This is a genomic window from Arthrobacter sp. UM1, assembly GCF_020483305.1.
Taxonomy (GTDB): domain Bacteria; phylum Actinomycetota; class Actinomycetes; order Actinomycetales; family Micrococcaceae; genus Falsarthrobacter.
On sequence record NZ_JACWAB010000003.1, the window covers coordinates 108,636 to 122,407 of the forward strand.

The 13,772-nt window shown below is 72.5% G+C and carries 11 protein-coding genes; 3 read left to right on the forward strand and 8 right to left on the reverse strand.

Going from position 1 to position 13,772, the window contains the following annotated elements; genetic code table 11:
* Positions 1-229 precede the first annotated feature (229 nt).
* Positions 230-1,540, forward strand: coding sequence for a class I SAM-dependent methyltransferase (locus H9I38_RS05555; protein WP_226337768.1), 1,311 nt, complete (start codon positions 230-232; stop codon positions 1,538-1,540).
* Positions 1,541-1,564: 24 nt separating this feature from the next.
* On the opposite strand, the gene H9I38_RS05560 is transcribed toward H9I38_RS05555, so the two are convergent.
* Both H9I38_RS05560 and H9I38_RS05565 read right to left on the reverse strand, forming a co-directional pair.
* A complete protein-coding gene (locus H9I38_RS05560; protein WP_264177455.1) occupies positions 1,565-2,404 on the reverse strand; it encodes a shikimate 5-dehydrogenase in 840 nt (279 codons plus the stop codon).
* A gap of 8 nt (positions 2,405-2,412) precedes the next feature.
* Positions 2,413-4,140 carry a glycoside hydrolase family 3 N-terminal domain-containing protein gene (locus H9I38_RS05565; RefSeq protein WP_226337769.1) on the reverse strand — a complete coding sequence of 576 codons (1,728 nt, stop codon included), beginning with the start codon at positions 4,138-4,140 and terminating at the stop codon, positions 2,413-2,415.
* Between the two features lie 62 nt (positions 4,141-4,202).
* Between H9I38_RS05565 and H9I38_RS05570 the strand changes: the two genes are divergently transcribed.
* Positions 4,203-5,375: a glutamate--cysteine ligase gene (locus tag H9I38_RS05570; RefSeq protein ID WP_226337770.1), complete on the forward strand. Its 1,173-nt coding sequence runs from the start codon at positions 4,203-4,205 to the stop codon at positions 5,373-5,375.
* On the opposite strand, the gene tsaD is transcribed toward H9I38_RS05570, so the two are convergent.
* The 4 genes from tsaD to alr are packed head-to-tail and all read right to left on the reverse strand — an operon-like array spanning position 5,372 to position 9,517.
* Positions 5,372-6,490, reverse strand: a complete 1,119-nt coding sequence (tsaD, locus tag H9I38_RS05575) for a tRNA (adenosine(37)-N6)-threonylcarbamoyltransferase complex transferase subunit TsaD (RefSeq protein ID WP_226337771.1) — start codon at positions 6,488-6,490, stop codon at positions 5,372-5,374. The genes H9I38_RS05570 and tsaD overlap by 4 nt on opposite strands.
* Positions 6,487-6,996, reverse strand: coding sequence for a ribosomal protein S18-alanine N-acetyltransferase (gene rimI / locus H9I38_RS05580; protein WP_226337772.1), 510 nt, complete (start codon positions 6,994-6,996; stop codon positions 6,487-6,489). Before rimI ends, tsaD begins: the two co-directional genes overlap by 4 nt.
* The gene (gene tsaB, locus H9I38_RS05585; RefSeq protein WP_226337773.1) at positions 6,993-7,748 is read right to left on the reverse strand and encodes a tRNA (adenosine(37)-N6)-threonylcarbamoyltransferase complex dimerization subunit type 1 TsaB; all 756 of its coding nucleotides are present in this window, start codon (positions 7,746-7,748) and stop codon (positions 6,993-6,995) included. The genes rimI and tsaB overlap by 4 nt, the downstream gene beginning before the upstream one ends.
* Positions 7,745-9,517: an alanine racemase gene (alr, locus tag H9I38_RS10955; protein WP_226337774.1), complete on the reverse strand. Its 1,773-nt coding sequence runs from the start codon at positions 9,515-9,517 to the stop codon at positions 7,745-7,747. Before alr ends, tsaB begins: the two co-directional genes overlap by 4 nt.
* A gap of 318 nt (positions 9,518-9,835) precedes the next feature.
* Between alr and H9I38_RS05595 the strand changes: the two genes are divergently transcribed.
* On the forward strand, positions 9,836-11,233 hold the full coding sequence (locus H9I38_RS05595; protein WP_226337775.1) for a sugar transferase: 1,398 nt from the start codon (positions 9,836-9,838) through the stop codon (positions 11,231-11,233).
* Positions 11,234-11,294: 61 nt separating this feature from the next.
* Here H9I38_RS05595 and H9I38_RS05600 read toward each other — a convergent pair whose 3' ends face one another.
* Positions 11,295-11,648 carry a holo-ACP synthase gene (locus tag H9I38_RS05600; protein ID WP_226337776.1) on the reverse strand — a complete coding sequence of 118 codons (354 nt, stop codon included), beginning with the start codon at positions 11,646-11,648 and terminating at the stop codon, positions 11,295-11,297.
* A gap of 188 nt (positions 11,649-11,836) precedes the next feature.
* Positions 11,837-13,726 carry a glutamine--fructose-6-phosphate transaminase (isomerizing) gene (glmS, locus tag H9I38_RS05605; RefSeq protein WP_226337777.1) on the reverse strand — a complete coding sequence of 630 codons (1,890 nt, stop codon included), beginning with the start codon at positions 13,724-13,726 and terminating at the stop codon, positions 11,837-11,839.
* Positions 13,727-13,772: the final 46 nt, after the last annotated feature.

A 13,772-nucleotide genomic window follows, 5' to 3' on the forward strand; every position in this document is an offset into this window, starting at 1 on the left:
TCCTTTGCTGTTAGCGTCAGAAGTTCTGCGCTCCCCCGGTTCGCGGCCGTGAAGGTCCGTGCGTCGTCGCGGTGCCGCGCGGACGGCCATGAGGGGCGAGCGTTAGCACTCGCATGGTCCGAGTGCTTGTCTTGAACTCTAGGCCCGCTGTTAGCACTCGGTCAAGGCGAGTGCCAAGGGGCAGACAGGCCGCCTCCCGGGCCGGCAGCGAGCCGATACGGTGGAGGCCATGAGCCTTCCCGCGCCCCCGCCGCTCGATCCCGCGCGGCTCGCCGCCCTCGACGCGGCCGACGAGGCCCGACTGCCCCTCGACGATCCGCTCGCGGCCTCGTCCTCTCTCCGCGCGGCCGGGCACGGCGCCGACGCGACGGCCTGGGCCCTCTCCCAGCGCTCCTTCCGCGCCAGCGCGCGGTCCAAGCTCGGGGACCGTGCCGAGCAGATGCTCTTCACGCGCGCGGGCCTCGAGCAGGCCTCTCGGGCCGAGCTCGCCGCCCGCCATGCGGCGACTCTCCGCGCGGCGGGCGCCTCCGCCGTCGTCGACGCCGGCTGCGGTCTCGGCGCGGACTCCCTCGCGTTCCTCGACGCGGGGCTGGACGTGCTCGCCGTGGAGATCGACGAGGAGACGGCGGCCTTGACGGCGTGGAACCTCGCCCGGCACCCCCGTGGCGAGCACGCCCGCGTCGTCGTCGCGGACGTCCTCGAGCTCCTGGAGGGCGGGACCCTCGCGGCCGACGGCGAGTGGGGCCGCTTCGCCCTGTGGTTCGACCCGGCGCGGCGCGAGGCGGGCGCCTCCGGGCGGCGCAGGACGTTCGACCCAGAGGCCTTCTCTCCCCCGCTCTCCGCGCTCACCGGCCTGAGCGCCGCCGATCCGGGGCGGGTCATCGCGGCCAAGCTCGGCCCCGGCCTCGAGTCCGGCTCGGTCCCCGGCCGGTTCGACATCGAGTGGATCACCCACCGCCAGGACACCGTCGAGGCGGTCATCTCCACACCCCCGGCGCACCCGGGACACCCGGCGGCGCGGGCCGTCCGCCTCGAGCCGGACGCCGTTCTCGAGCGGCCGCGCGAGCCCCTCGAGGCTCCGGAGGGCTCGCGTGAGGCCCACGACGACGGCGCCGCCCCGGACCTCGCACCCGAGATCCGCCCCGGGGACACCCTCTGGGAGCCGGTGGGATCGGTCCTGCGAGCCGGCTTCGTCCGGGACCTGGCCGCTGAGCTGGACGCCGATCTGCTCGACCCGGAGATCGCCTACGTCCTCAGCGCCCGCGAGTCCCGGTCCGCTCCGGCCTCCCATCCTCTGGCCACGGGGTACAGAGTCCTCGAGACCCTGCCCCTCCACACGAAGAAGCTCAAGTCCTGGGTGCGGACCGAAGGCGTCACGGAGCTGACCGTGAAGAAGCGCGGCGTGGACCTGGACCCCGCGGCCGTGCGGCGCCAGCTGTTGGCGGGATCGAAAGCCTCGGGGAAGGCCCGGAAGCCCGCAACGCTCGTCCTCACCCGGCACGCGGGCAAGCGGGTGGCACTCGCCGTCGAGCCCCTTTGACGGGAGCCGCTCTGAGGCCGCCGCTCAGGCCCGGTCCGCGGGCGCAGTGCCCGTGCGCATGTACTCGGCCGCCTCGGCCACCTGCTCCGGGGAGGGCCGGACGCCCGTGTAGAGGACGAACTGCTCGAGCGCCTGGAGCACGGCCACCTCGGCGCCCGTGACCACGTCCTTGCCCCGCTCGCGAGCCGCCTTCACCAGCGGCGTCTCGGCGGGCAGCGCGACGACGTCGAACACCGCCCCCGCCGCCTCGATGACCGGCTCGGGGAACGCGAGCGTCTCCGCCTCGGGACCGCCCTCCATGCCGAGGGGCGTCGCGTTGACCGCGATCTCCGCGCCGGGTTCCGGACTGGGGACCCAGCGGGCGCCGTACTGCTCCGCGAGCGCCCGGCCCCGGGACTCGGTCCGGGCCGCGACGGTCACGTCCTCGAACCCCGCGTCCGCGAAGGCCGCCACCACGGCCTTGGCCATGCCGCCGGCCCCCTGGACGAGGACGGGAGCGCTCGTGGGGCGTCCGAGCCGTTCGATGAGCTGGGCCACGGCCGAGTAGTCGGTGTTGTAGGCGGTGAGGACGCCGTCGTCGTTGACGATCGTGTTGACCGAGTGGATCGCGGACGCGCTCGGCGCGAGCGCGTCCACAAGCGGGATGACGGCCTCCTTGTACGGCATGGAGACGGCCGCGCCTCGGATCCCGAGGCCGCGCACTCCGGCCACCGCCGCCTCGATGTCGCGCGGCGCGAACGCCTTGTAGACGTAGTCCAGCCCCAGCTGCGCGTAGAGGAAGTTGTGGAACCGGGTGCCGTTGTTGCTGGGCCTCGCCGAGAGCGAGATGCAGAGGCGGGTGTCCTTCGAGACCATCCCGATCATCGTGGGCTTCACGAGGAGCACCCTGTTCCGGCCTTGTACGGCCCGACCTGGGTCGTCAGCTTGCCCGTCGCCGTGACCTTGCCGCGCAGCACGGCCACGAGGGCGCTGAAGGAGTTCGGCGTGGCCGAGTAGAGGGCCACCTTCGCGGGGGCCGTCGAGTCCGCGAGCACCCAGGGGCCGTCGGTGGCGACGACGACGTCCGCGTTCATCGGAGCCGATCCGTACCCCGCGAGCGCCACCGTCGGACCGGAGGAGCCGACCTTGAGCCCGGACTCCTTCGCCGCCGCCGCGAAGGCGGCCCGGTCCGCCGGATCCCCGCCGACCAGCCGGACGGAGTCGCCCTTGACCAGCGGCGCCGAGCACTGCCCCGTCAGGATCGTGGCGCCGGCCACGCTGTCCTCGCGGGAGAGCTCCTCGCTGCTGCCGGGCTGCGCCGGGGGAACGCGCTTCTCGGCCAGCCGCTTCTGCCAGAGGCCCATGGCGACGACGCGCTCGGCGGCCTCGTTGAGGCGGGACTCGCTCACCTTCCCGCTCTTGACCGCGTCCACGATCCCGGAGCGGGCCGCGTCCACGTCCGCGGGCATGAGCAGGAGGTCCGCGCCGGCGCCGAGAGCACGTGCGGCGGCCTCGCCGGGACCGTAGGACTCGGTGATCGCGCCCATGTTGAGCGCGTCGGTCATGGCCACGCCCTTGAAGCCCATCGAGCGCAGCTGGCGGTAGGCCACCGGGGAGAGGGAGGTGGGGACGCCCGGCTCGAGCGCGGGGACGTCGAGGTGGCCCATCATGACCACGTTCGCGCCGCCGTCGATCGCGCCCTGGAAGGGCTTGAGGTCCCTCGCCTTGAGCTGGTCCAGGCTGGCGTCCTGCTCGGGGAGGCCGATGTGGGAGTCCCCGGTCACGGACCCGTGTCCCGGGAAGTGCTTGACGCTGGAGAGGACGCCGGCCTTCTTGGCCCCGTCCACGCTGGCCCTGGCCATCCTGGAGACGAGCGCAGGGTCCTCGCCGTAGGAGCGGGCCCCGATGGTCGGGTCGTCGGCGCCGATCGTCGCGTCCGCCACCGTGCCGTTGTTGAGCGTGAAGCCGAGCTGCGCGAGCTCGGAGTTCATGGCCATCGAGGCCTTCTCCGTCCGGGCGGGGTCGCCGGCGGCCCCGAAGGTCATCGGCGTGGGCCACTGCGTGAGAGGCGCGCGGAGCCTGGCGACGGTTCCGCCCTCCTGGTCCACGGTGACGATGGTCCCCCAGGGGCGCTTGTCGGTCACGGCCCGGAGATCGGCGATGTCCTTCTTCATCGCCTCGACGTCGGCGGTGCCGTTCTTCGCGGTGGGGACGTTGTCCCCCATGATGATCGTGCCCGCGAGCTTCAGCTTCGCCGCCTTGGCCGCAGCGGCCTTGGCGTTCCTCCCCTTGTACTCCTGGATGAGCACGGCCCCGGCGCGGTCCTCCACGCTCATCCCCTTGACGTAGCCCTCGGCCCGTCGGCGGTCGTCGTCGTTCGGGCCCCGGAAGTCCGGGTCGTCAGACTTGAGAGAGGAGGTGGGAACAGGCGTCGGAGAGTCGCTGTCGGACGAGGACGCCGACGGCGAGGCGGACGCCGTCGAGGACGAGCTCTTGCTGCCGGACGAAGACGGCGCGCTGTTCGGGGCGGAGGGCTTGGAGCAGCCCGTCGCCAGAAGGCTCGTCGCGGCGAACAGGGCGGCGGAGGCGGCCAGCGGTCGGGGCATCAGTCGTCGGAACACCCGGCCAGTCTAGCCGCGGGCCGTCTATACAATGATGTGACCCCGCAATTGCAAGGAGCCTTGTGAACATCGAATTCAGCTCGTCGGAACAGTCGACCCTGGGCCTCGAGTGGGAGCTCGCCCTGGTGGATCCGGGGACAGGAGACCTCGTGTCCGTGGCTCCCGCGGTGCTCAAGGCGGCCCTCGCCCGCAGGCCCGAGCTCGGGGTGGAGGACGAGCACCCCTTCATCAAGCGCGAGCTCCTCGAGAACACGGTGGAGCTCGTGACCGGCGTGAACCGCGCGGTGCCGGAGGCCGTCGAGGACCTCGGCCGCTGCCTTGCGGAGCTGCGCGCCGTCACGGACGAGCTCGGGGTGGAGCTCTTCTGCGCGGGGTCCCACCCGTTCTCGGGAACCCAGCTGCAGTCCGTCTCGGACAAGGAGCGCTACCAGCGGCTCATCGACCGCACCCAGTGGTGGGGCCAGCAGATGCTCATCTACGGGGTGCACGTCCATGTGGGCGTGGACTCGGTGCACAAGGCCCTCCCCGTGGTCAACGGGCTCACGTACTACCTCCCCCACTTCCAGGCGCTCAGCGCCTCCAGCCCGTACTGGAACGGCGAGGACACGGGCTACGCCTCCCAGCGCGCCCTCATGTTCCAGCAGCTGCCGACGGCGGGCACGCCGTGGTCTTTCACCGAGTGGTCGGAGTTCGAGCGCTACGTAGAGGACATGATGCACACGGGCGTGGTGGACCTCCTCAACGAGATCCGCTGGGACATCCGCCCGGTTCCGAACCTCGGAACCGTGGAGATGCGGGTCTGCGACGGCCTGACCACGCTCCGCGAGATCGGCGCCGTCACGGCGCTCACGCAGTGCCTCGTGGAGGAGTTCTCCCGGCGGATCGACGCCGGTGAGACGGTGGAGCCGATGCAGCCGTGGTTCGTCAAGGAGAACAAGTGGCGCGCGGCCCGCTACGGCCTGGACGCCATCGTCATCCTGGACCGCGAGGGCAACGAGGAGCTGGTGACGGACCACCTGAGGAACACCGTCCTCCCCCGCCTGCGCCCCATCGCCGAGGACCTCGGCTGCTCGGACGAGCTCGAGGACGTCCTCGCGATCATCGACGCCGGCGCCGGCTACCAGCGCCAGCGGTGGATGGCCGAGCAGACCTCGGGCGACCTCACCGCCGTCGTCCTCGACGGCGTCGCGCGGATGCGCTCCAACGAGCTGCCGGACGCCGCGGCCGGCCACTAGGCCGGCGGCAGGCTTACGGTGGAGACGGGCAGGGACGGGTCGGTCCCGAACCCGAGCCCGCTCGGCTGAACGCCGTCCGCGACGAGGCGGGCGCCGAGCGCCGCCACCATCGCGCCGTTGTCGGTGCAGAGGCTGAACGGCGGCACGCGCAGGCTGATCCCCGCCGAGGCGCAGCGCGCCGCGAGGAGGGAGCGCAGACCGCTGTTCGCGGCCACGCCTCCCCCGAGGAGCAGGTGCCCGATCCCGTGCTCCCGGCAGGCTCGCACCGCCTTGGCGGTGATGACGTCCGCCACGGCGGCCTGGAACCCGGCGCACACGTCCTCGACCGGAACCTCCTGACCCTGCCGCTCGAAGTGCTCGATGCTGCGCGAGACGGCCGTCTTGACCCCGGAGAAGCTGAAGTCGTTCCGGTGGGGCCCCGGCTCCTCCGCGGTGCCGACGAACTTGGGCTGGGTGAGGCCCCGCGGATAGCGGATGGCCTTCGGGTCCCCCTCGGCGGCGAGCCGGTCGATGACCGGGCCGCCCGGATATCCGAGCCCCAGCATGCGAGCCACTTTGTCGTACGCCTCGCCCGCCGCGTCGTCGATAGTGGAGCCGAGGAGCTCGACGTCCCGGGTCAGCGAGCCGACCCGCAGGATCTCGGTGTGCCCTCCGGAGACGAGCAGGGCGCCGAGCCCCTCCGGAAGATGCCCGCCCTCGAGCGCCGCGGCGCCCACGTGGGCCACGAGGTGGTTGACGCCGTAGAGCGGCTTGCCGGTGGCGAGCGCGAGGGCCTTCGCCGCGGCCACCCCCACCATGAGCGCGCCGTTGAGCCCGGGGCCCGCGGTCACCGCGATGGCGTCCACCTCGTCCAGCTCCACGCCCGCCGTCGCCAGCGCCTCGGCGAGCGTGGGCCGGAAGGCCTCGACGTGAGCGCGGGCCGCGATCTCCGGGATGACACCGCCGAACACGGCGTGCTGGTCCATGGAGCTCGCCACCGCGTTGGCGAGCAGCTCCGTGCCGCGGACGATCCCGACTCCGGTCTCGTCGCACGAGGTCTCGATGCCGAGGACGAGGGGCTCGGCCCCCTCCTGCGGAGTCGGCACGGCGGCCGCGCCTGCGGTCTGCTGGGTCATGCGTCCTCCTCGGACAGGTCGAGCTGCATGATGACGGCGTCCTGGCCGCCCCGGTAGTAGCGCTTGCGCACGTGGATCTCGCGGAAGCCCCGGCGCGTGTAGAGGTCCCGGGCTCTCGCGTTGTCCTCCCGGACCTCGAGCAGGATGTCCTCGGCCGCTCGGCGGCGGGCGGCGTCGATGAGGATCTCAAGCAGCCGGCGGCCGGCTCCCCGGCCCTGGAACGAGCGGGCGACCCCGATGGTCTGGATGTCCGCGACCGGCGGGACGCACATCACGCCGCCGTAGGCCGCAACCTCGCCTCGTCCTCCGCCGTCCGGGTCCTCCCGGACCTCGCCGACCCAGTACTCCCGCGTCTCGGGCTGGAACAGCTCGGCCTCGAAGGCGCTGCGGGGCCACGCGTCCTCGCCGAAGAGCTCGTCCTCGAGCTCCATGATCCTCTCGAGGTCCTCCGCGTCCATGAGCCGGAATTCAATGCCCGGCGCCTTCGCGCCCGCCCCGCCGGTCACGGCCGCTCCCCCGCAGCAGTCCGGGGGCTGAGGGGCTTGCGCGGAGCCGGCACCTTGGCGTCCGAGGCCCTGAGGTACTGCGGGCTCAGGCGGGGCAGCTCCGCCCCTCGCGCTCTCGCCTCGAGCACGAGCGCGGCCACGCCGAGCGCATGCGGCCGCCGGGCCGCCGCCCGCTCCGCGTTCGGGAAGGCCTCGTCGAACGCCTCCGGATAGAGCTCCGCTCCCTCGCCCGCCAGAACGGCTCGCTCGCCGACGACGGAGGCCGCCGCCCCGGCTGCGACTCCCGGAACGTCCACTCGGGGCCCTTCGACGCGGCGCCCTTCGGCGTCGTAGGCGGCCCAGTACACCTCGCGCCGTCGCGCATCGGTGGCGACGACGACGGGCGCCGGCGCGCTCCCGGCCCGTTCGCGGCGCACGGCCCACGCGAGGGCATCGAGGGAGTCCACGGTCTCGCAGGGCACTCCCCAGCCGAACGCGAGGGCGTCCGCCGTCGCCATGCCCACGCGGAGACCGGTGAAGGGGCCGGGGCCGGCGCCGACGGCCACTGCGTCCGGCACGCCGCCCGCCTCGAGGGCGGCGCGGACCATGGAGGCCGCGTCCTCGGCGTGGGAGGTCGAGTCGAGGCTCTCGCCGGCGTAGACCGGCTCCTCGGGGCGGTCCGAGCGGACGAGCGCCACGCTCGCCCGGGCGGACGTGTCCACGGCGAGCAGCAGGACCGGCTCGGTGCTCTTGGGGGTCGCTGTCTCGGTCATGCTCGGCCGGCCTCCGTTCCGTTCTCCGTCGATGTCCTCCCCGGGCCCTCTTCCCGGCCCGGGCCGCCGTCTCCGCGCACGAGGGTCACGGAGACGGTCCGGACGTCCGCGCCCTCGTCCTCGTCCTCGTCGAAGGAGAGGCCGCCGTCCTCCCGCTCCGGATTCGCGCTCAGCCCGGCCCGCTCGATCTCCACGCGCAGCCGGCGCTCGCCGAAGGCCGGGTCCACGGACTCGCCCCACTCGATGACGGTCACGGACTCGCCGGCCGTGTCGTCCAGGCCCAGCGAGTCGAGGTCGCCGTGCGGGCCGAGGCGGTAGGCGTCCACGTGGACGAGGTCAGGCCCTCCCGGCCGGGGCCCCTCCGGATCGTTGCGGTGGATGCGGCTCAGCACGAACGTCGGGGAGATGACGCGGCCCTCAGCGCCCAGCCCGCGGGCGATTCCCTGGGTCAGCGTCGTCTTCCCCGCGCCGAGCGGCCCGGAGAGGACCACCGCGTCCCCCTTCCGGAGCGCGCGCCCGAGCCGCTCGCCGAGCCGTCTCATGTCCTCCGCCTCGGGCGCCTCGTGGCGGCCCAGGGGCAGGGACTCGGCCTCGCGCCCGAGGGCGCCTCGCACCACGCGGTCCACACGCTGCGAGATCCGCGTGACGATCTCGTAGTTGATCGTCTGGGCCGCCTCGGCCCAGACCTCCACCGGCGTGCTCCCGGGGGCGCCGAACACCGTGACCGTGCGCCCCTGGAGGGAGAGTGCCGACTCGTCCGGGCCGAGGTCCACGACGAACTGGTCCATGGCCACGCGCCCCACCACCGGATGCTCCCGGCCGTCCACCGTGACCCTGGCGCCCTCGGCGATGCGCGGGATCCCGTCCGCGTAGCCGAGCGGGACGAGGCCGAGGTGAGTGGGCGACTCCGCCACGAACCGGTGCCCGTAGGAGACGCCGAGCCCCGTCGGGGCCCTCTTGACGAGGGTGAGCGTCGTCTCGAGCGACATGGCCGGCGTCAGTCCGAACTCGGCGGCAGGCCGGTCCGGGAAGGGGCTGAGGCCGTAGAGCCCGAGCCCCACGCGGCAGACGTCGTAGCGGAGGTCAGGGCGGAGCAGGGCCGCGGGGGTGTTCGCGGCGTGCTTCTCCAGGCCGGCCAGCCCGCAGCGCTCCGCGAGCGCCGCGGCCCGCTCGAACGCCTCGCGCTGCAAGTCCGTCTCGGGGCGCTCCGGCTCGTCCGCCACGGCCAGGTGGGTCATGAGCCCGACGACGCGCACCCGCCCCTCGCGCTGGAGCTCCGCGAGGCGCTCCATGAGCCCGGCCCACGCGTCCTCGAGCGCGCCGTTCCGCCCGAGGCCGGTGTCCGCCTTGAGGTGGAGCCGCGGGACCTCTCCCGTGGCCTCGGCAGCCTCGAGGACCCGCTCGATCTCCGTGCCGTTGACGCCGAGCTCGATCCCCGCGCGGAGGGCGGCGGCGAAGTCAGTGTGGGGCGTGTGGAGCCAGGCGAGGACCCGTGCCCCCTCGCCAATCCCGTGCTCCTCGAGCCCCCGGATGAGGTCGAGGCCCTCGCGCACATGGGCGACGCCGAAGCGGCGGACGCCCGCGCTCCAGGCCGCCCGGGCCGCTGTGACGGCGCCGTGCCCGTACCCGTCCGCTTTGACCACGGCCATGAGCTCGGCCGGGGAGATCCGAGCTGCCAGGGCGGCGGCGTTGGCCGCCAGGGCCTCGAGGTCGATGACGGCCGCGCGCTCGGGGGCGAGCGCGGACGAGTGAGTCGATGCCTTTTCCACCGGTCCATCATCTCATCCGCACAGGCGCCGCCCGGAGCGGTGGGCATGGGATAACATTGCAGTCGATTGCCATTTTAAAGTCCGATGCGCCCTCTGGACTGCGGCGCGGCCTCCTCGCGCACGTCCGGCTGAGACGGCCAGTCCCCCGCTGGCCTGTCCGCCGAGGGCCGCGTCCAGCCTGCTCGAGGAGTCTTCTCGTTGGTCCCAACGCCCCCTGGCCGCGCGAATCCCTTCCCTGAAACCCGTCCGCCCCGCGGAGCCGCTGACAGCCTCTCCCGCTCCCCCGCCCCGGAGCCGGCCTCGGCGCCTCGGCTCCTCATGGCCAGCGATGCCGTCGTGCTCGTCGTCGCGCTCGCCATCGCGAACCTCTCGCGGTTCGGCAGGCACACGGGCGAGCTCCACGTGGAGGAGCACTCCGCTGACTATTGGACGGTCACGGCCGTGACCGCGGCCCTCTGGTGGGTGTTGCTCACGGCCTGGGGCACTCGGGAGCAGCGCGTGCTCGGCCAGGGGTCGGAGGAGTACAAGCGCGTCGCCTCGGCCACGGCGTGGCTGTTCGGCGTCATCGCCGTCGTCTCCTACGTCCTGCGGATCGACACCTCCCGCGGCTATGTCGGCATCGCCTTCCCCGCGGGGCTGTTCCTCCTGCTCGTCTCGCGGTGGCTGTGGCGGCAGTGGCTGGTGCGAGCCCGCACCGCGGGGCGCTTCACGTCCCGCGTCATGCTCTTGGGCGGGCCCGGCGCGGTTCTGCACCTCCACACCTCGCTCACCGGCCAGCCCGGCTCCGGGTACCAGCCGGTCGCGGCCTATCTGCCCGGGTATTCCGCCACCTCACCAGACGGCGAGGAGCTCCCGCTGCCCGTCGTCGGAACGAGCCGGAGCGTGGACGAGATCCTGACGGCCCTCGCCGACTGCGACGCGGACGCCTTGGCCATCTCCACCGGCGCGGCCCTGTCGCCGCGAGCCATCCGCCGCCTCGGCTGGGAGCTCTCGGACCGGCAGATCGGCCTCATCATGGCGCCGGCCCTCACGGACGTCGCAGGCCCTCGCATCCACACGCAGCCCATCGCGGGCCTGCCCCTGATCCACGTGTCCACGCCCCGCCTCAGCGGCATCAACGCCTCGATGAAGCGGACCCTGGACCTGGTGCTCGCCTCCGCCGCCCTCCTTCTGCTCCTGCCGGTCTTCGTCCTCACGGCAGCCGCCGTCAAGGCAGACTCCCGCGGTCCGGTCTTCTTCGCCCAGGAGCGCGTCGGCCGGGACGGGAAGCGCTTCCGGATGTTCAAGTTCCGGTCCATGGTCACGGATGCGGAGGCGCGTCTGGCCGGTCTCGAGCGCCGAGCGGGCGCAGGCAACGATGTGCTGTTCAAGCTCAAGGACGATCCGCGCATCACGCGCGTCGGCGGCTTCATCCGCCGCTACTCGCTCGACGAGCTGCCGCAGCTGCTCAACGTCCTCCGGGGAGAGATGAGCCTGGTGGGCCCGCGGCCCCCGCTGCCCCGCGAGGTGGAGAAGTACGAGGCCCATGTGCACCGCAGGCTCCTCGTGCTCCCCGGCATCACAGGCCTCTGGCAGGTCTCCGGGCGCTCCAACCTCTCCTGGGATGACACGGTGCGCCTGGACCTCTACTACGTGGAGAACTGGTCCGTGGCGCAGGACCTCCTCATCATGCTGAAGACGGTCCGGGCCGTCGTCGCCTCCCGCGGCGCCTACTGAGCGCCCCGCACCGGCTCCGCGCCCTTCGGCCTCCCGACCTCCAGGCGGCTGCGGGTGCAGTTCAGCCCTCGAGGAGGACGATCGCCTGCGCCACCGGGTCGTCGTGGGTCAGCGAGACGTGCCACGTCCTCGCCCCCAGCTGCGAGGCCCGCTCGAGGCAGGTCCCGCGCAGCTCCAGCCGCGGCGGCTCGCCCCTGCCGCCGAGCACGAGCGCGTCGTGCCACCTCAGCCCGCCGGGGGCTCCGAGCGCCTTGGCCAGCGCCTCCTTCGCGGCGAACCGCGCCGCCAGGGAGCGGACCGGCAGGTCCCTGCTCTCCTCCGGCGCGAGGAAGCGCTCGAGGAGCCCCGGCGTGCGAGCGGAGAGCTCCTCGAATCGCTCGATGTTGACCACGTCGATGCCGATGCCGACGATCACAGCTCCTCCCTCCCGCACCCCGCTTCGGCGGAGGCGTGTGCGCTCTCAACGTTAACGCGGCCGCGCCCCCGAGGGCCCAGGGGCCTTCGGGGGCGCGGCGAACCGGCTGAGCGGGCGGGGCATCCCGGCTGGCGCACAGCCGGCCGACGGGCTCGAGGCGGGCAGCCCGGCCGCCCGCCCGTTCAGCTTTATTCGACGGTGACGGACTTCGCGAGGTTGCGCGGCTGGTCCACGTCGTAGCCCTTCGCCCCGGCGAGCTCGGCGGCGAAGATCTGCAGCGGGACGATCGCGAGCAGCGGCGCGAGCAGCGGCTGCGTCTCCGGGATGGAGAAGACCTGCTCGGCGTACGCCTTGACGGCCTCGTCCCCCTCCTCGGCGATGACGAACGTGCGGGCGCCGCGAGCGCGGATCTCCTGGATGTTGGAGACGACCTTCGAGTGCAGGGAGTCCCGTCCGCGCGGGGAGGGCACGACGACGAACACCGGCTGCCCCTCCTCGATGAGCGCGATGGGCCCGTGCTTGAGCTCGCCCGCGGCGAAGCCCTCAGCGTGGATGTACGCGATCTCCTTGAGCTTGAGCGCGCCCTCGAGCGCCACCGGGAAGCCCACGTGGCGGCCGAGGAAGAGCACGGACTCGGCGTCCTTCATGCTCCGGGCGAGCTCCTTGATCGCGGAGTCCCCATCGAGGATCTGCTGGATCTTCGCCGGGATCTTGCCGAGGTCCGCGAGGATGTCCTTGATCTCGCCCTGGAACTTGTTTCCGCGCAGCTGCGCGAGGTACAGCCCGAGCAGGTAAGCGGCCACGATCTGGGCGAGGAAGGCCTTGGTCGAGGCGACGGCGATCTCCGGACCCGCGTGGGTGTAGAGGACGGCGTCCGACTCGCGGGGAATCGTGGACCCGTTCGTGTTGCAGATCGCCATCGTCCGGGCGCCCTGCTCCTTGGCGTAGCGGACCGCCATGAGCGTGTCCATCGTCTCGCCGGACTGGGACAGGGAGACCACGAGCGTCGTCGGCGTGATGATCGGCTCGCGGTAGCGGAACTCGTGGGCGAGCTCCACCTCGGTGGGGATACGGCACCACGTCTCGATGGCGTACTTGGCCACGTGGCCGGCGTACGCGGACGTGCCGCAGGCGAGCACGATGATCTTGTCGATCTTCTTGAGCTCCTCCGGGTCGATCCTCATCTCGTCGAGCGTGAGGCGGCCCTCGATGTCGGAGCGGCCGAGCAGCGTCTGGAGGACGGCCTCGGGCTGGTCGTGGATCTCCTTCTCCATGAAGGAGGGGAAGCCGTCCTTCTCCGCGGCGGCGGCGTCCCAGCTGACCGTGAACTCCTTGCCCTCCGCGGCGTTGCCCGCGAAGTCGGTGATCTCGAAGGACTCGGGCGTGATGGTCACGACCTGGTCCTGCTCGAGCTCGACGGCGCGCTTGGTGAAGTCGATGAAGCCGGAGACGTCCGAGCCGAGGAAGTTCTCCCCCTCGCCGAGGCCGATGACGAGCGGCGAGTTGCGGCGCGAGGCCACGACGACGCCGGGGTGGTCCTTGTGGATCGCGAGCAGCGTGAACGCGCCCTCGAGGCGCTGGGACGTGAGCTGGAGGGCCTTGGTCAGGTCCCCCTTCGCCTCGGTCTCGTAGACCTTGGCGAGCAGGGCCGCGGCCACCTCGGTGTCGGTCTCGGAGAGGAACTCGACGCCGTCGGCGATGAGCTGGGCCTTGTGCTCGGCGAAGTTCTCGATGATGCCGTTGTGGATGACGGCGAGGCTGCCGCCCGCCACGACGTGGGGGTGTGCGTTCCGGTCCGTGGGTCCGCCGTGCGTGGCCCAGCGGGTGTGGCCGATGCCCGTCATCGACTCGGGCAGGGGGTGCTCCTTGAGCTCCGCCTCCAGGTTGGAGAGCTTGCCCGCCTTCTTCCGGCTCTCGACTCCGTTGTCCGTGAGAACGGCGACGCCGGCCGAGTCGTAGCCCCGGTACTCCAGGCGGCGGAGCCCCTCGAGGAGGACGTCAAGCGCCGAGTGGCCATGGGGCTGAGCGCCGTCGGGGGAACCCTGCGCTCGTCCTACGTATCCAACAATTCCACACATGCAAGTCATCCTATCTGTTTCGCACCCTGGCCCTGCGCCTCGGCCA